The organism is Arthrobacter sp. FW305-BF8, from assembly GCF_021789315.1.
GTDB lineage: Bacteria > Actinomycetota > Actinomycetes > Actinomycetales > Micrococcaceae > Arthrobacter.
Map to the genome: position 1 here is coordinate 3,892,042 of NZ_CP084561.1, position 26,934 is coordinate 3,918,975.

Annotated in this window: 24 protein-coding genes and 1 pseudogene; 15 read left to right on the plus strand and 10 right to left on the minus strand. The window is 65.7% G+C overall.

Features of this window, described 5'->3' with window-relative positions:
• Positions 1-212 precede the first annotated feature (212 nt).
• The 4 genes from LFT45_RS17570 to LFT45_RS17585 all read right to left on the minus strand — a co-directional run bounded on the left by LFT45_RS17570 (position 213) and on the right by LFT45_RS17585 (position 3,201).
• Positions 213-515, minus strand: a complete 303-nt coding sequence (locus LFT45_RS17570) for a DUF4193 domain-containing protein (RefSeq protein WP_236804881.1) — start codon at positions 513-515, stop codon at positions 213-215.
• A 334-nt stretch (positions 516-849) separates the two neighbouring features.
• Complete coding sequence (locus LFT45_RS17575; protein ID WP_236804882.1) at positions 850-1,269, minus strand: four-helix bundle copper-binding protein; 420 nt, start codon at positions 1,267-1,269, stop codon at positions 850-852.
• A 60-nt stretch (positions 1,270-1,329) separates the two neighbouring features.
• Complete coding sequence (locus tag LFT45_RS17580; RefSeq protein WP_236804883.1) at positions 1,330-1,824, minus strand: hypothetical protein; 495 nt, start codon at positions 1,822-1,824, stop codon at positions 1,330-1,332.
• Between the two features lie 75 nt (positions 1,825-1,899).
• Positions 1,900-3,201 (minus strand): FAD-dependent monooxygenase, encoded by a 1,302-nt coding sequence (locus LFT45_RS17585; RefSeq protein ID WP_236804884.1) that lies wholly within the window; start codon positions 3,199-3,201, stop codon positions 1,900-1,902.
• Positions 3,202-3,485: 284 nt separating this feature from the next.
• Here LFT45_RS17585 and LFT45_RS17590 point away from each other — a divergent pair, with 284 nt between their 5' ends.
• A complete protein-coding gene (locus LFT45_RS17590) occupies positions 3,486-6,035 on the plus strand; it encodes a bifunctional lysylphosphatidylglycerol flippase/synthetase MprF (RefSeq protein ID WP_236804885.1) in 2,550 nt (849 codons plus the stop codon).
• Between the two features lie 84 nt (positions 6,036-6,119).
• Here LFT45_RS17590 and LFT45_RS17595 read toward each other — a convergent pair whose 3' ends face one another.
• Positions 6,120-6,854, minus strand: coding sequence for an SDR family NAD(P)-dependent oxidoreductase (locus tag LFT45_RS17595; RefSeq protein ID WP_236804886.1), 735 nt, complete (start codon positions 6,852-6,854; stop codon positions 6,120-6,122).
• A 257-nt stretch (positions 6,855-7,111) separates the two neighbouring features.
• On the opposite strand from LFT45_RS17595, the gene LFT45_RS17600 reads away from it, so the two are divergent.
• From LFT45_RS17600 to LFT45_RS17620, 5 genes are all read left to right on the plus strand, one after another.
• A complete protein-coding gene (locus tag LFT45_RS17600) occupies positions 7,112-8,152 on the plus strand; it encodes an NAD(P)-dependent alcohol dehydrogenase (protein ID WP_236804887.1) in 1,041 nt (346 codons plus the stop codon).
• 113 nt (positions 8,153-8,265) lie between these two features.
• Positions 8,266-9,549, plus strand: a complete 1,284-nt coding sequence (locus tag LFT45_RS17605; RefSeq protein ID WP_236804888.1) for an MFS transporter — start codon at positions 8,266-8,268, stop codon at positions 9,547-9,549.
• A gap of 164 nt (positions 9,550-9,713) precedes the next feature.
• Entirely contained in the window at positions 9,714-10,754 is a 1,041-nt protein-coding gene (locus LFT45_RS17610) for a hypothetical protein (RefSeq protein WP_236804889.1), read from the plus strand.
• A 401-nt stretch (positions 10,755-11,155) separates the two neighbouring features.
• The gene (locus tag LFT45_RS17615) at positions 11,156-11,326 is read left to right on the plus strand and encodes a hypothetical protein (RefSeq protein ID WP_236804890.1); all 171 of its coding nucleotides are present in this window, start codon (positions 11,156-11,158) and stop codon (positions 11,324-11,326) included.
• A complete protein-coding gene (locus LFT45_RS17620) occupies positions 11,326-11,745 on the plus strand; it encodes a nuclear transport factor 2 family protein (protein ID WP_236804891.1) in 420 nt (139 codons plus the stop codon). Before LFT45_RS17615 ends, LFT45_RS17620 begins: the two co-directional genes overlap by 1 nt.
• Before the next feature lie 41 nt (positions 11,746-11,786).
• Here the strand turns inward: LFT45_RS17620 and trxB are convergent, their stop codons facing one another.
• From trxB to LFT45_RS17645, 5 genes are all read right to left on the minus strand, one after another.
• Complete coding sequence (gene trxB / locus LFT45_RS17625; RefSeq protein ID WP_236809407.1) at positions 11,787-12,746, minus strand: thioredoxin-disulfide reductase; 960 nt, start codon at positions 12,744-12,746, stop codon at positions 11,787-11,789.
• A 144-nt stretch (positions 12,747-12,890) separates the two neighbouring features.
• Positions 12,891-13,325 (minus strand): arsenate reductase ArsC, encoded by a 435-nt coding sequence (locus LFT45_RS17630; protein ID WP_236804892.1) that lies wholly within the window; start codon positions 13,323-13,325, stop codon positions 12,891-12,893.
• Between the two features lie 114 nt (positions 13,326-13,439).
• A complete protein-coding gene (locus LFT45_RS17635) occupies positions 13,440-14,789 on the minus strand; it encodes an FAD-dependent oxidoreductase (protein WP_236804893.1) in 1,350 nt (449 codons plus the stop codon).
• A 179-nt stretch (positions 14,790-14,968) separates the two neighbouring features.
• Positions 14,969-15,694 (minus strand): aquaporin, encoded by a 726-nt coding sequence (locus LFT45_RS17640; RefSeq protein WP_236804894.1) that lies wholly within the window; start codon positions 15,692-15,694, stop codon positions 14,969-14,971.
• A complete protein-coding gene (locus tag LFT45_RS17645; RefSeq protein ID WP_236809409.1) occupies positions 15,691-16,041 on the minus strand; it encodes an ArsR/SmtB family transcription factor in 351 nt (116 codons plus the stop codon). Before LFT45_RS17645 ends, LFT45_RS17640 begins: the two co-directional genes overlap by 4 nt.
• 108 nt (positions 16,042-16,149) lie before the next feature.
• Here LFT45_RS17645 and LFT45_RS17650 point away from each other — a divergent pair.
• The 9 genes and pseudogenes from LFT45_RS17650 to LFT45_RS17690 all read left to right on the plus strand — a co-directional run.
• Positions 16,150-16,372 (plus strand): annotated as a pseudogene (locus tag LFT45_RS17650) (ATP-binding protein); the annotation flags it as partial.
• 209 nt (positions 16,373-16,581) lie between these two features.
• The gene (locus LFT45_RS17655) at positions 16,582-17,652 is read left to right on the plus strand and encodes a LacI family DNA-binding transcriptional regulator (protein WP_236804895.1); all 1,071 of its coding nucleotides are present in this window, start codon (positions 16,582-16,584) and stop codon (positions 17,650-17,652) included.
• 79 nt (positions 17,653-17,731) lie between these two features.
• Complete coding sequence (locus LFT45_RS17660) at positions 17,732-19,411, plus strand: ABC transporter substrate-binding protein (RefSeq protein WP_236804896.1); 1,680 nt, start codon at positions 17,732-17,734, stop codon at positions 19,409-19,411.
• A 105-nt stretch (positions 19,412-19,516) separates the two neighbouring features.
• The gene (locus tag LFT45_RS17665) at positions 19,517-20,494 is read left to right on the plus strand and encodes an ABC transporter permease (RefSeq protein ID WP_236804897.1); all 978 of its coding nucleotides are present in this window, start codon (positions 19,517-19,519) and stop codon (positions 20,492-20,494) included.
• A 10-nt stretch (positions 20,495-20,504) separates the two neighbouring features.
• Complete coding sequence (locus LFT45_RS17670; RefSeq protein ID WP_236804898.1) at positions 20,505-21,440, plus strand: ABC transporter permease; 936 nt, start codon at positions 20,505-20,507, stop codon at positions 21,438-21,440.
• Positions 21,437-22,399 carry an ABC transporter ATP-binding protein gene (locus tag LFT45_RS17675; RefSeq protein WP_236804899.1) on the plus strand — a complete coding sequence of 321 codons (963 nt, stop codon included), beginning with the start codon at positions 21,437-21,439 and terminating at the stop codon, positions 22,397-22,399. The genes LFT45_RS17670 and LFT45_RS17675 overlap by 4 nt, the downstream gene beginning before the upstream one ends.
• Positions 22,396-23,466, plus strand: coding sequence for an ATP-binding cassette domain-containing protein (locus LFT45_RS17680; RefSeq protein WP_236804900.1), 1,071 nt, complete (start codon positions 22,396-22,398; stop codon positions 23,464-23,466). The genes LFT45_RS17675 and LFT45_RS17680 overlap by 4 nt, the downstream gene beginning before the upstream one ends.
• On the plus strand, positions 23,463-25,022 hold the full coding sequence (locus tag LFT45_RS17685; protein ID WP_236804901.1) for a glycoside hydrolase family 32 protein: 1,560 nt from the start codon (positions 23,463-23,465) through the stop codon (positions 25,020-25,022). Before LFT45_RS17680 ends, LFT45_RS17685 begins: the two co-directional genes overlap by 4 nt.
• Before the next feature lie 160 nt (positions 25,023-25,182).
• Positions 25,183-26,676 (plus strand): glycoside hydrolase family 32 protein, encoded by a 1,494-nt coding sequence (locus LFT45_RS17690; RefSeq protein WP_236804902.1) that lies wholly within the window; start codon positions 25,183-25,185, stop codon positions 26,674-26,676.
• Positions 26,677-26,934: the final 258 nt, after the last annotated feature.

Consider the following 26,934-nt stretch of genomic DNA (forward strand, 5'->3'; position numbering starts at 1 on the left):
GGGCGTCGGCCCGCGGGCACGACGCCCCGCGGGCCGACCAGGCTTCCCGGCTCTCCAATCCACAGCCTACGTCCGGGGCAACCCGCCAGGGAAGAGCCGCAATACCCACGGCTCTGGCGACTCAGAGGGCAGGTGCGTTTTGCCGGTGCGGTCTCCTGGTTTGGTCCTGGAACGGCGAACGGCTAAGCGCGCTTTTTAGCTCAAATCGTCGTCTAGCCTTCGCATTCCTGACAGTATTGGTGCCCGTCGTGTTCCCGCGCCAATTGGGAGCGGTGACGGACCAGGAAGCAGGAGTGGCAGGTAAACTCGTCCGCGGCCTGGGGGACGATCTGAACGCTGAGTTCCTCAGCGACTATTTCGCCGCCGGGAACGCCGAGAGCGTCAGCATCGTCGGGTGCGTCGAGTTCCCGAACCACACTGAGTGCATCAGGGGCGTTGGCGGACTTTAGTGCTTCAAGGGACTTATCCTGCGTTTCCTTGACGTCGGTGCGCAGTTCATCGTAATCAGCGGTCATGATCCATTCCTCGTTTCCCAGGGTGTCCCGTATTCAACGAATCCGCGGTGGCGCTTGTTCCCGATGTGCTTCCGAATCCGGCAGGCACCCCCGGCCTTCTGCTTTGGTAGACGGCAGTGTCAGTCCTGCCTCTGATCGAAACTGAATCCGCAGGCGCACCGGTAGGTGAGCAGGGCGCCGTCGTTCTTCCGGTCCTGCGATCCACCAGGTAGCGCCTGGTCTGCGATGACCAACTGCATCGCCTCTCCGCAGTGAACGTGTGTGGCCAGCATCCTCCGCAGCTGCGGATCGACTAAAAGCCTCTGGCGTGCTGCTCCCCCTAGCTGTTGTGCCATTACCGGCTCACTTCAGCCAGTGAGGCAAGGAGGTCGGCGCAGGCCTGCTCACAGCGCCGGCAGACGTCAGCGCACACCTCGCAGTGGCGGTGCATCGAGGCGTGCTGTCCGCATTCATCAGCGCAGGCCTTGCATGCGGTGCGGCAGGCCTCCAACACTGCACGGGTGACGTTGGCGTCGTAACCGGTGCGGCGGGACAGAATCTTTCCGGTGGCCGCGCAAATGTCGACGCAGTCAAGGTTGGTGCGAATGCACTTAGTGAGCTCTGCAACCATGTCCTCACTGAGGCAGGCGTCGGCGCAAGCGGTGCAGGTCTGCGCGCAGTCAAAGCACGCCTCGATGCATTCCGCGAGTTTGGCCTTATCGATACTTCCAAGGTCCTGAGGGTAGGTATCCAGCATGGATTGTGCGTGTGTCATTGGATTCTCTTTTCCAGGTCAAAACAGCAGGCGGAGGTGTCTAAGAACGCCGAGCCGTTTTTATGTCCTGCTGATGGAAAGCTGAAGCACGGTGAGGGCGGGAAGATCCGGCCCCTGCGGTACACCGCGGGAAAGACCCGCGTCGCCGGGCAGCCACTGGAGCAGGGAGGGCGGGTCCACCGCCCGTGTCCTGAGCGGGGCCGGTTCGCCGCGAGGAGCGTGCCGGCGTCCGCAGCAGTCCCGCTCCACCGACTCGGGGTCAACGACCTGGCCCGCCTGCTGGACAGCGCGGACAGCCTGGGAAGCCGACGCCGGCGCGCCACCCGGGAGGGGCAAGTCAGCCGCCGGGCGCGCCACAGTCTCAACCCATCCCGTGCCGGCTGACTGGGCGGCCACGGTTTGAAAGGGGCTTTGTCCAACGATGGCGTAGCGGCTGCCGTGGGTGTAAGAGGCGGCCCCGGCGAGGAGAAGCACCAAGAGTACCCACACGAAAGCGCTTCGCAGCGCAACGAGGCAGCGAAGCAGCCCAATCACAGACCAACCCAGCGCGGCCATCACCACTTTCTGCTAGACAGCTTCTTATCAGCCTAGCTTCGGCTTTCCCACCAGGCGATCACACATGTATCACTTTTAGGCATCGACTTGCCTTCGTACAGAGTCAGTTCGCTTCCAGCCGCCAAAGCGCACGTGGCGGCGGTAAAGGCAACGGCACGAGGGAAACGGAACGGGCACTCGTGCGGATGTCGGTCGGGGCTTACTTTGCGATCCTGCCCACGATCTGGCGGGCCACCAGCCGGTCGATTCCAGGCAGATGGGTGGCCCGAATGATCCACCGGCGCAGGAGCCGCTGTGACCGGTTTCGGGGAGGAACGATGATGCAGTGCGCCTCCCGGCGGCCTTCGCTTCCTCCACCACGGGTCTCCAGCGCCGTTCGAATTCAGCGAGGGCTGAACTGATCCCTTCAGGTGAGGCCACGGGTGCCAGGACGTCCCCCAGCAGCGCAGCACCTGCGATGGCGAGTGAGCCGCCCTGGCCCGCGAGGAGGGACACGGCCCCGCAGGCGTCCCCCACAAGAACCGTCCGCCCCTTCTGCCAGCCTGGCATGATAATCTGCGCGACGACATCGTCGTACGGGTGCTCGGGGCACAGTTCCAGGACACGGTCGATCCCCTCGCCAAGTCCGGCGAACTCGCCGCGCAGCCGCTCCCGCGGACTCCCGGACGGAAAATACCCTGTCGCGCCTGCGGCATCCCGGTAGACCATGAAGGCCGCTACCTTGTCCGAGCGGAGACTGTAGAGCCCGGCTGCCCGGTCGATGCTGTCGGTAAGAACGAACCGGTTCCGGAAGCGGGCATTCAGGAGCGGTTCGGTCACGATAAAGGCCGCAGCACGCATGCCCAGACGGCGAAGGAACTCCTCCTCGGGACCGAACACCCGGGCACGCACCGCGGAATGGATGCCGTCGGCGCCGACGAGCACGTCCGCGTCGAGCGTGCCGCCCGGCGGATCTCCGACGGCGACCCTCACGCCGTCGCCATCCGTCCATACCCGGGAAACCTGCGCCCCGTAGCGGACCAGCACCCGGCCCGGAGCCACATCGTCGAGGGCGGCGAGGGCTGCTCGCTCCATATCAGGGCGCAGCAGGCTCAGGACCTTCCCGCCGGCAAGCCGGGCGAACCGGTCGTAGTCGAGGCTGGATGTGGGGCGTCCCGTTGCATCGACATACTCGGCTGCCTCGACGTGGTATGCCACCGCTGCGAGCCGCGGGTAGAGTCCGATCCTTTCCGACGCCTCCACTCCCGGACCAAAGAAGTCCATCATGTAGCCATCGGGGCGCGAACCGGACGATTTCTCGAGAAGCTCGACGTCCCAGCCGGCCAAACCGAGCTGGCGGGCCGCAACGAGACCCGCAATGCCAGCCCCGACAACCACAGCCTTCCTGTCCTGCCTCCAACGAACCGGATCAGCCGGCGGGACAGACCCGGCCGGGAGCGCAGGGATCGGCATCCGCTGGCTCATTCTTTACGCTCTTCCCGCGCACTGTCCGGGTTTTGCAGCTCGTCGATTTGCCACAAAGGGCCGCTAAGGAGGCTTCGAAGCGGCCCTTTTCGGTAAAGGTACGGCACTGACGACCCCGTCAGCGGCCCTAACTGCTGGTCAGTGGGGCAGCGGTGTGTGGAAGAATCGAGTAGCCCTTTGAAAGGAGCCCTCCACCCATGCGGCAGCCGGACCAGGGACGACGTGTGCCCTCCGGCCACCGGACCCCAGCGGGGTGGACCCGGGCGCTGCGCGGCTCCCCCGCCACCCTCATTTTCGTTCTCCTCTTCTGGGCCCCAGGTGTTTTATCCGCCAGCATCCGCTCCGGTCCGCCGCCGTTCCTGCTGCCGCACGTTGCTGTCACGTCGCGCTCGATCCCGGATCACTGGTGGGCTCTGCTTCTCGCCGCGTTCTGGGAGCGGGACCTGGCCGGGTACGTCGTGGGCACACTCCTGGTGCTTCTTGCCGGGCTGGCGCTGGAACGCCGCCTCGGCACGTTGCCCTTCACTTTGGCCGCGCTGGGCGGGCACGTGCTGGGAATCGTCGCGACGCTCGGGTTCCTCGCCGCCGCCCGCGGCCTGATGGGGAGCTGGATCCGCGACCTGAGCGGGCACTTCTTCATGGGCCCAAGCGCACTGGCCTGCGCGGCCGCGATGGCTGCGACGGCTTCTCTGTCCACCCTGTGGCGGCGCCGGATCCGCGTGGTTCTCCTCGCCGTGCTGCTGCTGTTCGCGATGTATGCGGGCGGCTTCGAGGACCTGGTCCGGCTCGGGGCAGCCGCGGCAGGAGGGCTGCTGGGCCCGGTGCTGCTGGGCCGCCGGCCGCGCTTCGGCAAGCCCGCCGTCTCCCGCCACGAGGCCCGGATCCTGGTGGCACTGCTCCTGACGGTAGCGGCAGTCGGACCGGTGGTGGCAGGACTGGCGCCGCACGCAGTCGGACCTCTTTCTGTGCTCAGGTTCCTGTTCACCAACATCCAGCCAGTGGATCCCGCCGCGCTCCAGGCCTCCTGTTCCCGCCCGGCCGGCGTTAGGGACTGCGCCGCCGCCCAGCTGCAGCTGCGGGCGGGGGCCGGCGGAATCTTCATGGCCATCCTGCCGTCGTTCCTGCTGCTCCTGTTCGCGGACGGACTGCGGCGCGGGCGCCGGTTCGCCTGGGCGGGCGCGTTCCTAATCCAGGCAACGCTTTCGCTGCTGGCCGCCGTCACCATTGCCGGTGTGCTCCTGCCGCCGCCTCCGGGTTCACCCACCCGCGAGGGAGTGGGCGGGATCGAGCTCTCGGGCTATTCCCACCCGCTCAGCCTGGTGCTGCCGATGCTCCTGCCCGTCTCCCTGATGGTGCTTCTGCTGGCCGGCCGGAACCTGTTCCCGGTGCAGGCTCCGCGCGGAACGTACCTGCGGCTGGCGCGCCGTGTGCTGGTTGCCCTGGTTCTGCTGAGCCTCGCCTATGTGGGCCTGGGCCTGGCTTTGGCGGACGGTTTCACGCCCGCGCCCGGCCTGCCCCAGCTTCTCGCCGACGTCCCGGACAGGTTCCTTCCCCTCGGCTTCCTGGTGGACCGCTCACCGGCGTTCTTCCCTGAAAGCACCGCCGCCGTCGTCCTTTACGAAAGCATCGGCGTCGTATTCTGGGCGTGGACCGGGGCACTGCTGCTCCGGACGTTCCTGCGTCCGGCGCACGGGCGGCACAGCGCGGACGAGGAGCGGGCCCGGCGCATCCTCAAGTCGCACGGCGGCGGCTCGCTCTCCTGGATGACCACGTGGAGCGGGAACAGCTACTGGTTCACCGGTTCGAGCTTCATCGCGTACCGCGTGCTCAGCGGGGTGGCCGTGGCGCTCGGACCGCCCGTGGGTCCGCCGGCCGACCGCGAAGCCGCGTTCGCGGAGTTCGCCCGTCACTGCCAATTCAGCGGGTGGACGCCGTGCTTTTACTTCGTGTCCGACGAGCTCCGCGGCATGGCCGGATCGCTGGGCTGGGGCTCGGTGCAGGTGGCGCAGGAAACTGTGCTGCGGCTGGACGAGGTGTCCTTCCGGGGCAAGAAGTTCCAGGACATCCGCACGGCGCTGAACCGGGCGGCGAAGGCAGGCATCCGCGCGGAGTGGACGTCGTTTGCCCAGGCGCCTCTTGCTGTCCAGGCGCAGATTGAGGCGATTTCCGAGGAGTGGGTGGCGGACAAGAAGGTCCCGGAGATGGGTTTCACGCTGGGCAGCCTGGACGAATTGGATGACCCCGAGGTCCGCTGCCTGCTGGCGATCGATGCCGACCGCACCGTGCACGCGGTGGCGTCGTGGCTGCCGGTGTACCGCAATGGATACGTGGTGGGCTGGACACTGGACTTCATGCGGAGGCGCGGTGACGGCTTCCGGGCGAGCATCGACTTCCTCATCGCGTCGGCCGCGCTGGGCCTGCAGGACGAGGGCTGCGAATTCATGAGCCTGTCCGGGGCGCCGCTGGCACGGGTGCCTGCTTCGTCCGTTGGAGGCGGGACCGACGCGAACGGAGCCCTGGACCGGATGCTCGACTGGCTCGGCGCCGCACTGGAACCGGTGTACGGGTTCAGGTCCCTGCTGGCGTTCAAGGCGAAGTTCAAGCCGGACTACGAGCCCATGTACCTGCTGTTTCCGGACGCGGCTGCCCTGCCCGCGATCGCCAACGCCATCACCCGGGCGTACCTGCCGTCGATCAACCTGGGCCAGGGCCTCACCCTGGTGCGCGGCCTCCTCACCCGCCGCTGACCCAACTCACCCAACTGGGTAGCAGCTGAGGGCGTTCCCAGCGCTGAGAACGCCCTCAGCTGCGGCTTACTTGGGCTGACGGGCCTACTTGAGCGCGAAGCCAGTGTGCCGTTCCAGCGCGTCCAGCAGCTCAGTCTGGAAACCCACGTCATTCACGGCCGGATGGGGCTGCCTGCGCTGCTGGTGGAACCAGTAGCCGCCTGACACGTGGTCTTCAGACGACTCCCGGGTGGCCAGCCATACCTGCGTGACGTGCCCCAGCTCCAGGTCGTCGGGCGCGCCGCGTCCGCCCATCCGGGTGGGTACCCAGCCTGGATCGACGGCGTTGCTTTCGACGTCGGGCCACCGGTTGGCCGCCGCGGCCGAGAGCGCCGTGACGTACAGCTTGCTGTCCGAGTAGGCCGCCGGCCGCGTGGCCGCGTTGGTCCAGTCGATGCCCTGAAGGTCAGGAGTGCCGGACCGGTGCATGCCGCTGCTGATGCACACAATGCGCCGCGGCCGGGCCATGAGCGCCGTCAGGATATAGGGCGCGACGGTGTTTACCGCAAAGATCTGGTTGCCGCTGTACACGCCGGCGTTATGGATGACGGCATCAAACGGGCCAAACTGGTCCGCCTGTTCCGCCACACGTGACGTCTCGGTGAGGTCGGCCAGATCTCCGACGACGGTCCCCAAAGCCTGGTCCCTGGCCGCGCCGGCACTTGCCAAGCGCGACTCGTCCCTGGCGTGCAGCACCACTTCGTGGCCCTGCTGAAGCAGCGCCCGGGCAGCATTCAGACCGAGTCCGCCGGCAGAGCCGGTGATGAATATCCTTGCCACTGTTTCACAGTAGCCGGGGCGGCCCGGCGTCTAACAGGCACTGACAGGGCCTCCCTCTGCAGCCACAGTCGCAGTAGGGTGGATATGAACCAATCCCGTGCTGTCCGCCACAGTCGGGAAGAGACTTGGGGGTCCCTGTGGTTACCCCTTACAGCAGGGTCTGCCTCACGCCACGCCGATGGGGTTTAGTAGATGGAAGAAACGGCCGATCCCTTTCATCTGCGGCCCGTTCCACAACACTGACAAACAGGAGAACTATGCCTACCGTCAACGCCTACGCCGCTCCGTCCGCTACCGAGGACCTTGTGGCCACCACCATCGAGCGCCGGAACGTCGGACCCCATGACGTCCTCATCGAAATCAAGTACGCCGGCATCTGCCACTCGGACATCCACACCGTCCGCGGCGACTGGGGCCCGCAGCAGTACCCGCTCGCACCCGGCCACGAAATCGCCGGCATCGTCACCGAGGTGGGTTCCGAGGTGACCCGCCACAAGGTTGGCGACCGCGTGGGCGTCGGCTGCATGGTCAACTCCTGCAGGGAGTGCGCCAACTGCCTGGCCGGCGAGGAACAGTACTGCCTCAAGGGAAATGTCGGCACGTACGGGGCCGTTGACCGCGACGGCACCATCACCCAGGGCGGCTACTCCACCCACGTTGTGGTCACCGAGGACTTCGTTGTCACCATCCCTGAGGGCATCGAGCTCGACGCCGCCGCTCCCCTTTTGTGCGCCGGCATCACCACCTTCTCCCCCTTGCGCCACTGGGGCGCCGGCCCCGGCAAGAAGGTCGCCGTCGTCGGCCTCGGCGGACTTGGCCACATGGCCGTCAAGCTGGCGCACGCCATGGGCGCCGAGGTCACCGTGCTGTCCCAGTCGCTCAAGAAGCAGGAAGACGGCCTGCGCCTGGGCGCGGACCACTACTACGCCACGAGCGACGCCGGCACCTTCGAGACCCTCGCCGGCAGCTTCGACCTGATCATCAACACGGTCAGCGCCTCGATTGACATCAGCTCCTACCTGCAGCTGCTGTCCCTCGACGGCACGCTGGTCAACGTCGGCGCCCCGGCCGAGCCGCTCCCGGTCAACGCGTTTGCGCTGATCGGCGGACGCCGCGCCTTCGCCGGTTCCATGATCGGCGGAATCCGCGAAACCCAGGAGATGCTCGACTTCTGCGCCGAACACGGCATCGGCGCCGAGATCGAGGTCATCCCGGCCAGCAAGATCAACGAAGCCTACGAGCGCGTCCTCGCCTCGGACGTGCGCTACCGCTTCGTGATTGACACCGCCACCTTCTAAGGCGGTAAACGCCCGACGGCGGGCCGGTCCCTTAAGGGGGCCGGCCCGCCGTCGTCCGTTCCACCCGGGGCAGCGTACAGACGACACCAATTACGAAACTTTCAGGAACATACGTGACCCAAGAACTCTCCGGCTCCGAAACACCCACTCAGAACCCGCGCGGTAGCTCAGCCGCCCGCTCCGGCGCAACCAGTGCGCCGGTCCCCACCGCAAGGATCCCGCGGGCAGGCCTGCTCATCCTGGCCATGGCCGGGTTCACCGCCGTCACCACCGAACTCCTGCCGTCCGGGCTGCTTCCCCAGATCAGCCGTGACCTGGGCGTGGAGGAATCGGCCGTCGGCTCGCTAACCGCCGCCTACGCCGCCGTCATCGTCATCACCGCGCTGCCCCTGTCGCGGTTCCTCGGTGCGCGGATGCCACGTAAGACGCTGCTGATCGTGACCGTGCTGGCCTTCGCGCTGAGCAACGTGCTGCTGGCCGCCAGCCCCAACCTGGGCCTGGCCATTGCCGCCAGGCTCCTCGGCGGCGTGGCCCACGGCTTGCTCTGGTCCAGCATGGCCCCTTATGTTGCACGGATCGTGCCGGCGCATTCTGTTGGCAAGGCCATGGCGATCGTGTTCAGCGGCAACAGCTTCGCCCTCGCCGTCGGCGCTCCGCTCGGGACCATGATGGGGTCAGTGCTCTCGTGGCGTGCCTCTTTCCTTGTGCTGGCCGGCGTGGCGGCGCTTCTCGCCTTGCTGGCCATTAAGCTGCTGCCCCCGGCATCCGACGCCGACCGGGACTCGGCCCCGTCAATGCGCGCAGCCATGGCGCTGCCCGGGGTCATCGCCGTCGCGACCGCCTGGCCGCTGCTGCTCCTGGGCCACTTCGCCCTGTTCACCTACATCGCCCCGTTCCTGCTGGCCGCGGGCCTGCCCAGCAGTGCCACCGGCATCTCGCTATCCGTCATCGGCGTCGCCAGCCTGGTGGGGATCTGGATCGCCGGCCTCACGGCGGATGCCCGTCCCCGGTGCTCCGTCCTGGCCGCGGTGGCGTTGCTCCTGGCCAGCTTCGCCCTCCTGCCCGCGCTCGGCGGCACGTGGACAGGGGCACTCGCGCTCCTGACCCTGTGGGGCATCGCCTTCGGAGCCGCCGGAATCTACAACCAGGCGGCGATCCTCCGCGCTGGCGGGGAGCACAAGGATGCGGCCAACGGGCTCGCCGTGGTGACCATCCAGCTGGGCATCGCCGTCGGCGCGGCGTACGGTGCCCTGGCCCTGAACACCGTCGGCGCGCTGCTGGTGCCACTCGCGGCGGCCGTTCCGGTGGCGGTGGCCCTGGTGATCATCTTCGCCAGCCGCCGCCGCGGGTACCCGGCCGGTCCCCGCGAGGTGCGTATGCCCCGTTCCCCCAAGTAACTCGCAGTTGTTGTCGTTTTGGGGGCTGAAAACGACAACAACTGCCAGCCAGCTGGGGCTTGCGTCAAACTCTTGCGCAGATCTTGTGGCTACAGTGCCCGCTTCTTGAGTCTGGTGCTACACGATCCGTAAACAGCGTCGTGTGGCGTCAACGAGGAGGTCCCATGGATTCGATGCAGCGGAGCAGCCGGGCTGAGACGTTGGCCGTTAGCGCGTTCTGGCGGTGGTGGTCCGTAGCGGGAGCTGGCCTGATTACGGCAGCCGTCATGAGCGGCGTTTACGGCGACCTCCCGGAAATCATCGGCGCCATGGTGACGGCGATCCACCCCGGGCTCAACTGGGAAACCGGCCCGGGCGCCCGTTCGCGGCACCGGCTTTGTGTCTCCGGCGGCGGGGATCCGCGGCTGCGCGTCCTGGCCGAGCGGTGGCGGCGGGCGGCTCCTGCGCCCACTGGGAACTGGGAATTCGCCGCAGCCAGGGAGCCTCAACCCGGCATGGCCACCGGCACCCTCGAAGGCCTGTCGCAACCGGTGGATCTGGCGCTGGCCCGCATTGCGTTGGACTGGGACGAGCGGAGCGCACTGGCCGAACTGACGGTTTACCACCCGGCTTTCACGAGTATGAGCACCAACGACTGCCGCCAGGCGGGCCGCCTGCTGGTGGACTGGCTGATCGGCGAGGACGAGGTCCAGCGCTGGGTCCGGGCCGTCAACGTGGCCCGGACCGATCCCCGCGACAGCCAGCCAGCCGCCGTCGTGCCTGAATTTTTTCAGGTGGCGGCCTCCCGGAACTCGGATCCCCGCTGGACGATGCGGGAGGCCAAAACGTCCTCGGGGCATCGTGTGGTTGTCTGCGCTCAGAGGCCCTTGAGATGGATCGATCACCCGCTGCTGGACCTGCACACGGCTGTCCGGATCAGCTTCCGGCGGACCGGGAATGACGGACTGCCGGACGATGGCCTGCCGGACGGAAAGGCACTGCTCGGACTGCTCCATCTCGAGAAGGACCTGGACGCGATGCTGGGCTCGCGTGGCGAGCTGGTGGCCTCAGAGACGGGCAACGGCCTTCGGATCCTGCACTACTACAGCGACTCGGAGGACCAGAACGGACGTGACAGCTTCGACCGCTTCACCCGCGACCGAAAAGAAGTCCAAGTGGCCCACACGGCCGATCCGGGGTGGGCCAATGTACGGAAATTTATCTAGCGCATTTCAGCGGCAGCCGGATCCGGCTTCTGGGGGGAATGCTCGCGGTCCGGCTGCCCTGCCCCGAGGCCTTCAACCTGGCGCGCTTTGCCTTGGGGACACGTTGATTTTGAGCGCGGGGACTTGGAAAAAGCATGGACGATGCACCGGTCGTCACGCCTCGGGCCACCAGATCTAGGGGTAGCATTCAAGCGCCAACTCCCACTTCTCTTTTGGCCGGGGCAGGACGATAATTAAGTCGATCACCGGAGCTGGGCCGGCGGCGGTGTCGCCTGTCTGAGACCGAGGCGACCCCCCCAGCCGCCGCCGTCCCTTAATTTCAGCCGCCGCCCTTCACAGTCCGCCGTCCTTTAGAATCCCCCGTCCTCGACAGGCGCGATGCCGCGTCCTATGGTGAGGAAATGAGCGATGTTCCAGCCGACGATGCTCCGGCGCCGGATAAGGACAAAAGCACCAGGGACGGCCTCGCCGACGCACTTTCCCCCGTGGTAGCGCCCGAGAATACGGACGAGGAACGCCTCAAGGAGCCCGGGGAAACCCGCTCCGCAGCCGAGGGCGAAGCAGCGGACTGATGAGCGGGGTTGTAGACCGCCTGGCGGCGGCGCTGGATGCCCACGACCTCGAGGCGGCCGCCGCGCTGTTCCATCACGACTACCGCAGCAGTCAACCTGCCCACCCAGGCAGGGCCTTCGTTGGCCGGGCGCAGATGCATGCGAACTGGCAGGCGATATTCGCCGGGATTCCCGACATCCACACGGAGCTGGTTGGTTCAGTCGATGACGGCAACACCACGTGGAGCGAATGGGACTGGACCGGAAACCGCGCGGACGGGCAGCGGTTCCGGGCCCGCGGAGTCATCCTCTTTGAAATCACCGGTGGCCTGATCACGGCCGGCCGGCTCTACATGGAAGAGCTCGAAAACGACGAGGAAGGCATCGAGGAAGCCGTGCACTTCATGTCCGGGCGGACGCCGGACAAACCACAGGACTGATCCGGCCGGGTTTCGACAGGCTCAACCAGCGGAGACCAGGCTCAGGCGTGGGTGGGCTCCTCCACCAGCGCTGTGGCAATGCTGTCCGCATCCTCCAGCGCGGCCAGGTAGCGCTCGGCGTCGAGGGCGGCGGCGCAACCGGTTCCGGCGGCGGTGATGGCCTGGCGGTAGCGGTGGTCCACGGCGTCCCCGCAGGCGAACACGCCGCTCAGGTTGGTGCACGTGGTGGGCGAATCCACCTTGATGTACCCCTCGCCGTCGAGCTCCACCTGCCCGGCCACCAGATCGGTGCGCGGCACATGCCCGATCGCCACGAAGAGCCCGGTGGCGGGCTGCTGCCGGGTTTCGCCGCTGCGGGTGTCCGTCAGCGTGACGCCGCTGACCTTGCCGTCGCCGTGGATTGCCGTGACGGCCGAGTTCCAGGCGAACGTGATCTTGGGGTTGTCCTTGGCGCGCTGCGCCATGATCCGGGAGGCGCGCAGCTCGCCCTTGCGGACGACGACGGTCACGGACTTCCCGAAGCGGGTCAGGAAGGTGGCCTCCTCCATCGCGGAATCGCCGCCGCCCACCACCATGATGTCCTGGTCCCGGAAGAAGAAACCGTCGCAGGTGGCACACCAGGAGACACCGTGGCCGCTGAATTTCTTCTCCTCGGCCAGTCCGAGTTCCTTGTACGCGGAGCCGGTGGCCAGGATGACTGCAGGGGCCTGGTACGTCTCACCGCCCCCGGTGACCACGCGCTTAAGGTGGCCTTTAAGCTGAACCTGCGTGGCGTCGTCGAACACCACCTGCGCGCCGAACTTTTCGGCCTGCTGCTGCAGGCCGTCCATCAGCTCCGGGCCCTGGACTCCGCCGGGGAAACCGGGGAAGTTCTCCACCTCGGTGGTGTTCATCAGCGCGCCGCCGGCCGTGACCGAGCCCGCCAGAACCAGCGGTTTCAGTCCAGCCCGTGCCGCGTAGATGGCCGCGGTGTAGCCGGCCGGGCCGGACCCGATGATGATGAGCTGTTCGGTGGTGACTTTGTCGGCGCTGACCTTGTCAGCGTTGACCTTCTCGGTGCTAGGGTCCTCGGTGCTGGGGTCCTCGGGTTTGGCGTTCTTGCTCACTGCTGGCTCCTTTTCTTCGGGCTCATTCACGGGAAGCTGTTACTGGGCGTCGACGTGGCGGGCGGGCAGCAGCTCGGTGACCAGGGCTTCGATGCGGGTGTGGATCTCGTCGCGGATGGGGCGCACGGAATCGACACCCTTGCCGGCAGGGTCCTCCAGCACCCAGTCCTCGTAGCGCTTGCCCGGGAAGTACGGGCACTCGTCGCCGCAGCCCATGGTGATCACGACGTCGGACTCCTTGACCGCCTCGGTGGTGAGGATCTTGGGGACCTCGGCGGACATGTCGATCCCGAGCTCGGCCATGGCTTCGACGGCGGCGGGGTTGATCCTCTCTGCCGGCTGCGAGCCGGCGGAACGCACCTCGATCGCGCCCTTGGACAGGCTGGTGAGAAACGCCGCCGCCATCTGGGACCGGCCGGCGTTGTGCACGCAGACGAAGAGGACGGAGGGCTTCTTGGCGGGGTCGGCGGTCATGGTGTTCTCCTAAATTGGTGGTCTGAAGGGCGGGATGGCGGAAAGGAACGCCTGCCTGCCCACAGCACCGCTTACACAAGTGCAACAAGAGCAGGCAATTGAAGCAAGGGCAGTTCAGTCAGGGGCGGTGCGCCCGTGGCGGAGTCCGGTGCCGAAACCGACGGGTTCCGGTTGGGGCACGCCGCAGGAGTCCCCGGAGTCAGCGGCCGTGGCCGGGATGCTGGTGGAGCAGACGCCTGTTTCGGGCAGTTCAAGTTCGACGGCGCCCGCGGCCTCGCTGTCCCCGGCGAGGGCAGCGGCGATGGAGCGGACCTGTTCATAGCCGGTGGCCATCAGGAAGGTGGGTGCCCGGCCGTAGGACTTCATGCCGGCAAGATAGAAATCCTTCTCCGGCTGGGCCAGAAGACTCGCTCCGTGCGGCGGAACTGTGCCGCAGCTGTGGAAGTCCGGGTCGATGAGCGGGCCCAGGGCGCGGGGCGCGTCAACCGCCGGATCGAGGTCCAGTCTCAGTTCGGAAAGCATGGACAGGTCCGGGCGGAAGCCGGTGGCGGGAATGACCCTGTCGGCCTCCACGGTGCGGCCGTCCGCGGCATGCACCCGCAGCGAGGTCCCACTTATGATGTCGACGCGGTCCGTGAGGAAACCGGTGAGGAGCTGGACGGACCCGGTGTCGACGGCGGTGCGGAGCCGGGCTCCGAGCTGTCCCCTGGCGGGTAGCTGGTCGGCGTCGCCGCCGCCGTAGGCGCGGGAAGGACTGGCCGCGCGGATGGCCCACAGCACGTCGGTTCCGGGGTTGGTTCGGGCTAGGCGGGCAAGGTCCAGGACCAGGTTCGCCGCCGAGTGGCCGGACCCGACGACGAGCGTCCGCCGGCCCGCGAATCCGTCACGTTCGACGTTAGGCAAGGGCCCCGTGATCAGGCCCGCGGCGCGGGCCTCCGGTTCGCCCGCGGCCGGCAGGCCGGAGGTGCCCAGCGGCGCCGGGGTGGTCCAGGTTCCGGAGGTGTCGACGACGGCCCGCGCCAGGAGCTGCTCGATGCCGCCGTCCGCGGTGGCGACGCGGAGCACGAAGGGCGTTTGTTCGCGGCCGACGCTGCGGCCCTTGTCCAGGTGTCGTCTGGTGATGGCGATGACCCTCGTTCCGGTGCGGATGCGTCCGGAGAGTTCCGGAGTTGCGGCCAGGGGTTCGAGATAGTCGGAGACGATCTGCGCACCGTACGGAAGGGCGGTGGCCCGGGGCGCTTCCCAGCCGTGGCGCTCCAGCAACCGCACCGCGGCGGCGTCGAGGTTGTATCGCCACGTAGAAAAGACACGGACATGGCCCCATTCCCGGATAGCAGCACCCACCGCTTGGCCGGCCTCGAGCACGAGCGGTTCCAAGCCGCGCTCGAGCAGGTGCACGGCGGCGGCCAGGCCCACAGGCCCGCCTCCGACCACGGCGACCGGGAGGGAATCCAGTGCTGTCATGCTGTCCTCGTTTCGTGTTTTTCGTCGGGCGGTTGCGCGGCGCCTGTCCGACGTGTTGGCGGGCAGGCGCGCGGATGTTCTGTTCTGTTCTGCGGGAGCGGTCAGCAACAGTCCTGGCCGTCCTCGCAGCACTCGTCGTCGCAGCAGCCGGTGCTCATCACTTCACCCCCTCCCCTTTGCTAGCGGGATTGGTCCTTGGCCAGCGGGTACTCGTTGCCCGCCTTAAGGTTGCCCGCCTCAAGCGCCGCCGGGGCCGGGTACAGGGCACGCACCAGCACCAGTCCCGCGGCGCCTCCGAGCAGCTGGGTCAGGATGAAGGCGGACGCCGACGCCGGGGCGATGCCCGCGAAGGTGTCCGTGATGGTCCGGGCAACCGTTACGGCCGGGTTGGCGAAGCTGGTGGAGCTGGTGAACCAGTAGGCGGCGGTGATGTAGCCGCCGACGGCGAAGGCCACCCGGTCCGTCCGGCCCGAGCGGAGAGTACCGAGCACGATGACCAGCAGCCCCGCCGTGGCGATGACTTCGCCCAGCCAGAGCCCGGCGCCTGCCCGTTCATGCGTCGAGAAGGAGACTGCGTTCAGGCCGAACATCAGGTTGGCCAGGACGGAGCCGGCAACGCCGCCCGCGAACTGGGTGGCGATCAGTCCCGCCGCGGTTCGGGTGTCCAACACACCCAGCACCCGTTCGGCCAGGGTCACAACCGGATTGAACGACGCCGAGACCGGCTGGAGCGCCACGATCAGCGCGACCAGTGCCGCGCCCGTGGCGAGGCTGTTCTGCAAAAGCTGCAGCCCGACGTCGTCCGGTGACAGCCGTGACGCCATCACGCCGGAGCCGACGACGGCCATGACCAGAAACGCTGTCCCCGTAAACTCGGCAGCCGCGCGCCGCGCCAGCATGCTCATTTGCTGTGGCCCCCGATCAGGGTGGCCAGGTTCGCCAGGGCATCGGTCCGCGCCCGGTAGTACACCCACACCCCGCGCTTTTCCCGCTCGAGGAGGCCGGCGGCGTGGAGGACCTTCAGGTGGTGGCTGATGGTGGGCTGCGAAAGATCGAAGGCGCCATTCAGGTCGCAGACGCAGGCCTCGCCGCCCTCGTGCGAGGCCACCAGCGACATCAGCCGCAGCCGCACGGGATCCGCCAGCGCCTTGAGCAGCGGCGCGATGCCGTCCGCCTCGGACGCAGACAAGGGTTCCCTGGACAGTGGCGAACAGCAGGCGACCGTCTGCACCGGGGTGAGTTCCAAATTCATAGACACACGTAAATATTTACATTCATCTATGTCTGAAGCAAGGGCGCCTTTCGGGGGCTACCAGGCCCGGGCGCTGGATGGGTTGTTGGTCGCGGCCCAGTGGGCGAGACCGGTACATCCCGCCTGCTCATCGGGCTGGGCACAGCGGCGGCTGAGAAGGGCTTCAGGGTTATGTACACCCTCGCCAGCCATCTCGTTATACGAATCCTTCTCCGGCTGGGCGAAAACCTTCACCGACCCGCGCCTCTGCGCGGCCATCGTGGACCGGCTCACCTCCAACGGAACCATTATTGAAACCGGGACCGACTCCTACCGCCTCGCCCACACACTGGCCGGACGGCCGGCTAAGCCGCCACCAGGAAGTTCAATGTGTGCTCATGGCGCTGGCATGCCGGTGAAGCTGTTGACAGCCAAGAAGTAACGCGGGTAACCTAGCTCACATCGCCCCAGGTAACTCGCGTTACTCCACCGCAAGCGCGGGACACCCAGGCCCAACCCCTGGCACTCACCCAGGGTCCACGAAGACCACCGGAGCATTCAATGGCGAAGACCACGAACCTCAACAATGCCGCGGCTGTGCGGCAGCGGGGTGTCACCATGAGTGATGTCGCCAAGCATGCCGGTGTCTCCCGGACTGCGGTCTCGTTCGTGCTGAGCAACCGCGAAAACGCCAGTATTTCTGAGGAAACGCGGACCCGCATCAACGACGCCGTGCAGGCATTGGGTTACCGCCCGAATGCCGGAGCACGCGCACTGGCTTCCCAGCGCAGCGATTGGTATGGACTCGTCACCGAGATCGTGACGGCCCCGTTTGCGGTGGACATCATCAAGGGCGCCCAGGACCAAGCCTGGCTTGACCGCCGGTTCCTGCTTATCGCGCCTTCCGACCAGGCCGATGCCGTAGGACCCAACCAAGGCCTGGAAGATGCAGCAATTGAAAAGCTGCTGGAACAACGAGTGGAAGGACTTTTGTATGCGGCAACATTCCACCGCGGCGTACATGTTCCGGAAAGCGCCCACGAGCTGCCCACGGTCCTGATCAACTGTTTCGACGCGGACGGGAAGCTGCCCTCGATCGTCCCGGACGAGCGCGCCGGCGGCCGGGTTGCCGTCGAGCGCTTACTCCAAGCCGGCCACAGCAGGATCGGAGTCATCAATCTCGACCCGCGAATCCCCGCGGCCGTCGGGCGGTTGAAGGGTGCACGCGAAGCACTCGCCGGCGCCGGGCTGGAACTGGATCCGGATTTGGTGGTGTCCGGGTATGCGACGGCGGATGGGGGCTACGAGGCAGCCTGCCAAATCCTGGACCGCTATCCGAAAGATCAAAGGCCAACTGCCCTGTTCTGCCTCAACGACCGCATGGCGATGGGCGCTTACGACGCCATCAAGGAACGGGGACTGACCATCCCCGGAGACATCGCCGTGATCGGCTTCGACAACCAGGAACTCATTGCGGCCTACCTCAGGCCAAAGCTGACCACGGTTGCGTTGCCATTCGAAAAAATGGGCGCTCTGGGAGTCCAGACGCTCGCCGCTCTTACAGCAGGACAGCCGATCACTGCCGACCAGCAAGTGGTCGACTGTCCGCTGCTAGAACGCTCTTCGGTCTGACCGCGAAATCAAGTTTCGAAGAGCAAACCCTTACCCACCCCTTCACCTTGCTGATGAAGATAGGAAAGAGATACCCATCATGACACAAACCCGATACCTGAGGTCCGCCCGCATTGCAGCGGCCGGACTGGCGGTAGGCGCAATGCTGCTGACCGGCTGCGCTGCCACCGGCAACAAGTCAGGCACAAGTTCCTCGACTTCGGACAACACGAACGCCATGCTCACCATCCCACGGGAAGACATGAGCACCTTCGACCGCAACTTCAATCCCTTTGCGCCCGCGGTGAATCCCATGGTCAACCAGGCGATCTACGAACCCCTGTTGGTTTTCAACCCGGCCAAGGGAGACACGACGCCGTGGCTCGCCACCGAATGGAAGACTGCTGCTGACGGCAAATCCATCACCTTCACCCTGCGCGACGGCGTGAAGTGGTCCGATGGCAAGCCACTCGTGGCCGACGACGTCGCCTACACCTTCGAACTCCAGAAGAAGCTCAAGGGCGGCTACGAGTACCTCGTCGGCGCCACCGCCGAGGGAACCAACAAGGTGACCTTCACCTTCAACAAGCCATGGTCTCCGGCGCTCTACGAAGTGGGCCAGCTACCCATTCTGCCCAAGCACGTCTGGTCTGCGATCGCCGACCCGGCGAAGGACGCCAACGCCACGCCCGTGGGAACAGGACCTTACACGGAGGTCGATTCCTTCCAGACTCAGTCCTACGCACTCAAGAAAAACCCCAACTACTGGCAGCCGGAAAAACAGAAGATTGCTGGCATCAAGATGCTTGCAATGTCCGGCAACGACGCAGCCAATCTGGCCAGCGTCAACGGGGATGTCGACTGGTCCACCCAGTACATCCCAAACATCGAGAAGACCTTCATCTCCAAAGATAAGGAGCACCGCCACTACTGGTTCCCGCCCACGGGTGCCATGATCAATTGGCAGCTCAACACCACCAAGGCTCCGTTTAACGACCCAAAGGTGCGCAAGGCGCTCAGCATGGCTGTGGACCGCGACCAAGTGACCAAGATCGGGATGAGCGGCTACGCGCAGCCCGCCGACTGCACCGGCCTTTCCGGCAGCTACGAGAAGTGGAAGAACCCGGCCGTCAAGGACAACTGCGGCTGGACCAAGCTCAACCTGGACGAAGCCAACAAAGTCTTGGACGAAGCCGGCTACCCCAAGGGGGCCGACGGCAAGCGCACCTTGAAGGATGGAGCGCCTTTCGAGTTCAAGATCTCCGTGGGCGCCAGCTCCTCCGACTGGCTGTCCGTAGCCAACGTGATCTCACAGAACCTCCAAGCAGTGGGAGTCACGGCCAAGGTGGACTCTCCGGACTGGGCCTCCGTGGTGGCCGGATACGAACAGGGCACGTTTGACTCCGGCATTGTCTGGAGCGCCAACGATCCCAGCCCGTTCAAGTACTTCAACAATGCCATGGGCAGCGCCACAGTGAAGCCGGTCGGCACCAAGACGTTCGACAACTACCACCGCTTTGGTGACCCCAAAGCCGATGCGCTCCTGCAGGATTTCGTTGCCGCCGGCGATGAAGCCAAGCAGAAGGACGTCGCGTACAAGCTCCAGGAAGAATACAACGACGCCGCCCCGCTGGTGCCGCTGTTCTCAGGACCTGAATGGGGCGACTACACGGACGTCCACTTCACGGGATGGCCGTCGCAGGACAACCCTTATGCCACACTTTCCGATCGTTCTCCTACCACGGTGCTGATTCTCACCACTTTGGAACCGCGCAAGTAACAGCTGGGCCCCGCAGGCCCAGCAGCCCGGCATGCCCGGCGCCGGATCACCGCGCCGGGCATGCCGCCCCCTCCCCATTACCGCAATACCTGAATGGAGGAAACCGTGCGCTTTATCCTGCGCCGCCTGGGTTTCTACCTGATCGCCTTCTGGGCGTCCATCACCTTGAACTTCCTGCTGCCGCGCTTCATGCCCGGGGACCCAGTCTCCCGCATGTTCGCCCGTACCCAGGGCAAGATGCAGCCCGAACAGATCGACGCACTGCGTAAGCTGCTCGGTGTGGACGACCGTCCCATCTGGGAGCAGTACATCGACTACCTGCACAACATCTTCACCGGGCAAATGGGCGTCTCCATCTCACGTTTCCCCACACCGGTCACGGAGGTCATCGCCGCCCAGATCGGCTGGACCCTCCTGCTCGGCGGCACCGCACTGGTGATTGCCGCCGTCGTAGGTAACTTGCTCGGCATCCTGGCCGCCTGGCGACGCGGCGGAGCGATCGACTCCGCACTGCCGCCAGTGTTGATCTTCATCGGCTCCTTCCCATACTTCTGGCTAGCTATGGGCGCGCTGTACCTGTTCGGAATGATCCTAGGCTGGTCGCCGCTGCGCCACGCGTTCAGTGACGGTGTGGAGCCCGCGTTTACCTGGGAGTTCATCGGCGATGTCGGTGCGCACCTTGTGTTGCCAGCGTTGACGATCGTGCTGGTCTCCATCGGCGGGTGGATGCTGGGCATGCGGAACACGATGATCGCCACGAACTCCGAGGACTACATCACCATGGCTGAAGCCAAGGGGCTCCGGCCGGGCCGCATCATGTTCCGCTATGCAGCGCGGAACGCCATGCTCCCCTCGGTCACGAGCTTTGGCATGGGGCTGGGCTTCGTGGTGGGTGGTGCGCTGCTCACCGAGGTGGTGTTCGCGTATCCCGGCGTCGGCTACCAACTCCTCAACGCCGTCCAAGGCCTCGACTACCCGCTTATGCAGGGCCTGTTCCTGACCATCACCGCCGCCGTGCTGCTGGCGAACTTCCTGGTGGACATCCTCTACGTCCGCCTCGACCCGCGCGTGCGCAGCAACTGAGGGACCCATCATGACAACCGCAATTCTGAAGCAGCCCACTGAGCCCACTGAGCGCACAGCTGCCCGCAAGCCCAACCGCAGTTTCGTCCACGGACTAATCACCAACAAGAAGGCCCTGGTGGGCATGATCGTGATGCTCGTGTTCATCGCGCTTGCGTTGCTGGCCCCCGTGCTGTTCCCCGGAGATCCGTCGCGGATCACCGCGATGGCCTCGCTGGAACCGTCTCCGGAGCACTGGCTCGGCACCACGGCCAAAGGTCAGGACGTGCTTGCCCTGACTGTCCACGGCTCCCGCAGTTCCCTGTTCGTCGGGTTGACTGTGGGCACCGCATCCACCTTTATCGGCATTTTGGTGGGCCTGGCCTCGGCGTACTTTGGCAAGTTCATTGACGAAGCACTGTCCCTGGTGACCAACGTCTTCCTGCTCCTGCCCGGACTGCCGCTCCTTGTCATCCTGGCCGCGTTCCTGCCGCCGGGCCTGGGCACCGTGATCCTGGTCCTCGTGGTCACCGGCTGGGCTGGGTCGGCACGTGTATTGCGCTCTCAGGCGCTGTCCATCCGCTCAAAGGACTTTGTGTCCGCGGCCGTGGTGTCCGGCGAACGGGCGGGCCGGATCATGTTCCGCGAGATCCTGCCGAACATGGCCTCGATCGTCATGGGTACCCTGCTGGCCTGCGTAATCTACGGCATCGGCGCCCAGGCAGGCCTGGAGTTCCTTGGCCTGGGTGACGTCAGCACCGTCTCCTGGGGCAACAACCTCTTCTGGGCCGGCAACGAGGGCGCCCTGCTGACCGGCAGCTGGTGGGTCTTTGTTCCCTCGGGTGTCTGCATCGCGCTGGTCGCGTTCGCACTGGCCCTCATCAACTACGCCGTGGACGAGGTCACTAATCCGCGGTTGCGGAAGATCAAAACCCCAAAAATTACCGAAAGGAGCGCCGCCAAGTGACGGTCTCCCAAGTTTCCTTCGGCTCCCACGAGCCCGTCCTGGAGGTCAAGAACCTCACCGTCAAGTACATCGGCGACACCCGCTCCACCACCGCCGTCGACCGTGTTTCCTTCAGCATCGGCACCGGTGAGGTGTTCGGGCTGGCGGGCGAGTCCGGCTGTGGGAAGTCCACGATCGCCAACTCGATCATGCGGCTCCTGAAGGATCCCGCGAAGATCGCCGGCGGCAGCATCTCCTTCGGCGGCAAGGAGGTCCTGGCCATGAGCCCGGAGGAGCTGCGGCGCTTCCGCTGGCAGGACGTGGCCATGGTGTTCCAGTCGGCCATGAACTCGCTCAACCCGGTGCTGACCATCGGCGAGCAGATCGTGGATATTTTCACCACTCATGCGGGCTACTCGCGCAAGGAATCGCTGCGGCGTGCCGGTGAGTTGCTCGAATTGGTGAGGATCGACCCCGCACGCCTCAAGTCCTACCCGCACCAGCTCTCGGGCGGCATGCGGCAGCGCGCTGTGATCGCCATGGCCGTGGCGCTCAAGCCGTCCCTGTTGATCCTCGACGAACCCACCACCGCGCTGGACGTGGTGGTGCAGCAGGAAATCATGGCCCAAATCAAGGAACTCCAACGCGAACTGGGGTTTTCCGTCCTCTTCATCACCCACGACATGTCCCTCATGGTGGAGCTCTCGCACCGCATGGCCGTGATGTACGGCGGCCGGATCGTGGAGACCGCAAAAGCCCAGGACGTCTACGCCAACCCCCGCCACCCCTACACTCAGGCGCTGATGGGTGCCTTCCCGCCGCTCACCGGTCCACGGGTTCCGCTGACCGGACTGCCCGACGGCGTGAAGTTCCGGAACATCCCGGACCTCACCGAAGCAGCACCCGGCCATTTCGTGGCACCTGTCAGTGCCGACGCTTCAGCGGCTGACACCGCCATCATGGAAGGAGCCGCACGATGAGCCACGCTGTACTGTCATCCCAGCGCCCCTCCGTTGACACCGAAGCTCCAGCCCTCGAGGTCCGCGGACTAGGAAAGTCTTTCCCTATAGGTGGTTTGTTCGCCCGGGACTCCGTCCGGGCCCTGCACGGCGTGGACCTGACCATTGGACGCGGCGAAATCGTGGCCCTCGTGGGAGAGTCTGGGTCGGGTAAGAGCACTCTGGCCCGCTGCGTAGCCCGGCTGGAAAAGCCGAGCTCCGGCGAGATCCTGATCGACGGCGTCGACGTCCTCAAGCGCGACCGCTTCCAAGCATCGCGAGCCTTCCGCTCCCAACTGCAGATGGTCTTCCAAGATCCTTTCGGCTCGCTGAATCCTGCCCACAGAGTGGAGCACTTCCTGCGGAGGTCGCTAGCGATCCACCGGAAGGGCGGCAGCTCCGAGACAGAGACGCAGCAGCGACTCGAGGAGCTCATGACCACCGTGGGCCTGCAGGCCGACATGCTGAACTCCTACCCGCACGAGCTCTCCGGCGGGCAGCGCCAGCGAGTCGCGATTGCCCGGGCCCTTGCCGTGGAACCACGGGTCATCCTCGCCGACGAACCCACCTCCATGCTCGATGTTTCGGTCCGGATCGGCGTGCTGAACCTGATGCGCAAACTCCGCGATGAGCAGGGAATCTCCATGCTCTACATCACACACGACCTCGCCTCGGCCCGATACCTGGCGGACCGGACGGCGGTCATGTTCGCGGGAGAGCTCGTTGAAGAGGGCGAGTCCTTGGATCTCCTGGCCAACCCGGCCCACCCGTACACGCAGCTGCTGGTCTCGGCCGTCCCGGATCCGGCCCGGGCGGGCTCCTACGATCCCGTCCGCCGGGCCGAGCTGCGCCAGGCTGTGATGGCTTCGACCAGCTGCGCTTTCGACTGCGACCCAAACCAGACCTGTTCGGCCGCGGAACCCGTTCGCCACCGCGTGGGCGACCCCGAAAACTTCCACTGGGTGCGCTGCCACCTCTACCGCCCACAGGCTGGAGCCGGCGGCCACGCGCTGGCAACTGAACCTACGGACAGCAAGGCCTCCGCATGACTGAATCGACGCACCCGCTCGGCACCGTTCCCCAGGACGAACTGATTGCCCGCGCCGATGCGGACCCCCTTCGGCCGCGCTTCCATTTCGTCTCCCCGGCCGGTTGGCTGAACGACCCCAACGGCGTGAGCCAATGGAACGGCACGTACCACCTCTTCTACCAGTACAACCCCGAAGGCGCCTTCCACCACCGCATTCAGTGGGGCCACGCGACCAGCACCGACCTCGTCCAATGGAGGGACCAGCCGGTGGCGCTGGAACCTTCCGCAGGTCCGGACGCCGACGGCTGCTGGTCGGGGGTGTTGGTGAACGACGGCGGCACGCCCACCTTGGTGTACTCGGGACGGCTAGGCGAGCAGGAGTTGCCCTGCGTTGCCGTGGGATCCGCAGACCTGCTGAGCTGGAGCAAATTTGCTCAGAACCCGGTTATCGCAGCCCCGCCGGCCGGGGTGGACGTCACGGCGTATCGCGATCACTGCGTGTGGCGCGAGGGTTCCATCTGGCGGCAGTTGGTAGGTTCGGGCATTCGTGGGCGCGGCGGCACGGCGTTCCTGTACGAGTCGGAGGATCTGCGCGCCTGGGAATACGTCGGGCCCCTGTTCATCGGCGACGCCTCGCAGGGCGATCCCGCCGATTCCGATTGGACCGGGACCATGTGGGAATGCGTGGACCTGTTCCGGGCAGGCGAAGGCTCGCTGGGTTCGGTTCCTACTTCTGGTGACACGCCCGACGTGCTGGTCTTTTCCGCATGGGACAACGGCGACACCCGCCACCCGCTGTACTGGACCGGCCGCTACGCGGAAAACTCCTTCGAGCCCACCGGGCTGCATCGGCTCGACTACGGTGGACGGTTCTTCTATGCGCCGCAGTCATTCCAGGATGAGTCCGGCCGACGCGTCATGTTTGGTTGGCTTCAGGAGGGCCGCAGCGACGCCGCGATGATCGAGGCCGGGTGGTCGGGCGTCATGAGTTTGCCGCGCGTCACAACCGTGGCCGACGACGGATCCCTGCTGTTCGCGCCCGTGCCTGAAATCGAGAAGCTGCGCCGGGACCATGTGGGCCTGCCCGGACAGGAGCTGGTGGGTACCGGGGCACCTGTGGCTACCGGGGTGTCCGGCAGCCAGCTGGACCTCGAACTGGATGTGCAGCTCGAGCCTGGTGCTGTGCTGCGACTGGGCTTGCTGGGATCGGCCGACGGTGGCGTCTTCGGCAAAGCCAAGGAGGAAACAGTGATCGAGCTGTGCCGGACCACTGAAGGCGACGGCCAAGGCACACTCCGCCTCGACCGGACTCAGAGCAGCCTTGATCCAACCGTTGATGTCGACGACAAGTCCGGACCGCTCCCGATGCCCGACGGCCGGGTGCACCTGCGCGTCCTCGTGGACCGGTCCGCCGTCGAAATTTTTGCCAACGGTAAGCCGCTCACCGCCCGCGTTTACCCGACCCTGGCCGGTGAGCAAGTGAGCCTGACCGCCGAGGGTACCGTGAGGCTGCTCTCCTTCGATGCCTGGACCATGGCTGAGATCTTTGGAGGAGTTCGGAACCTCTTCCCCTGACTCAGGATCCGAACTCTCCCGCCTTTGGAGTCATTTCCCCATCGCGCAACTGCTAACAAAAGCATCCGTCCAGCCGCCGAACAGCGCGCGCGCCGGTCGCCGGCTGGATGGCCGCCCCCACCCTTCCCCAGGAAGACGAAATGAAACGAGACTTTGATTCATGACCGCGGTAACGGCGCCCACACGTGAGGCTTTCCGGCCGGCGATGCACTACGCCAGCAAGGACACCTGGCTCAATGACCCCAACGGTCTGATCTTCCACGAAGGCGCCTACCACCTCTACTGCCAGAACAACCCCTTTGGGAATGTTTGGGGAAACATGTCCTGGGGGCACGCCACCTCCACGAACCTCATCACGTGGACAGAACAACCCGTCGCTATTGCCTGCGACGAATACGAGGACATCTTCTCCGGCAGCGTCGTTTACGACCAGCACAACACCAGCGGACTCGGCGACGGAACTGCTGCACCCCTGGTCGCAATCTACACAAGTGCCTACAAGGAGAACTCACAGCACGCCGGGATCCAGGCCCAGTCACTCGCGTGGAGCACGGACGGCGGCTACACCTGGTCCAGGTACCACGGAAACCCCGTCTTGAGCAGGGACTCGGCCGAGTTCCGGGACCCGAAGGTGTTCCGCTACAACGGCCCGGCCGGAACCTATTGGGTAATGGTCGCTGTCGAGGCAACGGATTTCACGGTCGTGATGTACCGTTCCGATGACCTGAAGAGCTGGGACTACCTCAGCAGTTTTGGGCCGGCCAACGCTACCGGCGGAGTCTGGGAATGTCCTGACCTGTTTCCGCTGCCACTTGACGGAAACGAGGACCTGATCAGATGGGTGCTGACCGTTAACCTCAATCCCGGCGGGCCGAACGGAGGCTCCGCGGGACAGTACTTCGTGGGAGACTTCGACGGCGTGACGTTCAGGTCCGAAACCACGGTCACTGAAGGCGACCAGGATCCGGCGCGCATGGCCGAGTATCTTTGGCTCGACTGGGGCCGGGACTACTACGCGGCTGTGTCCTTCAGCAACGTGCCGGACGGTCGCCGGCTCATGATGGCCTGGATGAACAACTGGCAGTACGGCAACGAAATTCCAACCTCCCCGTGGCGAAGCCCGATGTCGCTTGTACGCGAGGTCTCACTCATCACATCTGATGGAAAACCGCGCCTCACCCAGCAGGCAGTGACTGACCCCGCAGCGCTTAGCCGAACAGTTGCCTACACAGAGCTCGACGTCGACGGCATCCGTTCCCTGGCAGGAGGGGCCGCCGTGCAACTCATCGAGGCAACGTTTGTGCCCGGTTCCGCTGAAGAGTTTGGCCTCGTGATCCGCAGCAAGGGCAGCGAAGGTACAAGGATCGGCATCCTTCCGGGTGAAGGCAAACTTCTCGTGGACCGAACGGCCTCAGGAAACACGGCGTTCCACGAGGCCTTTGCATCGATTGATACCGCGCCCCTCGGTCCCGTGGATGGAGCGTACTCCTTACGCATCTTCGTTGATCAGTGCTCTGTGGAGATCTTCGCCCAGAACGGAGAAGTCACCCTCACCGAACTGATCTTCCCGGACCCCTCCAGCACGGGGGTGTCGCTGTACACCACCAAAGGAACAGCAAAGGTCGCTTCGCTCAGGCTCACCACCCTCGCCTGACCATGGCTACCCAACCGCCGGATGGTTTCAGCCCGACCCAGTCAACGCGACGGGTGGACGACGGCGGCCCAGCTTGCCCGCCAGGGGACTCGCCTGAAATAGAGAGTCCCCTGGCGCGCGCGACGTGAAGGACGTGCCCACACACCGATAGCTGCTGTTCCAGACAGATGTCGCAGTATAGAAATGCGACGTGCGCGACAGCTCTTTTGAGCCCAACAGAACCGGCGCTTCTCACCACTTCGAAGAAAGGGCTGGCGG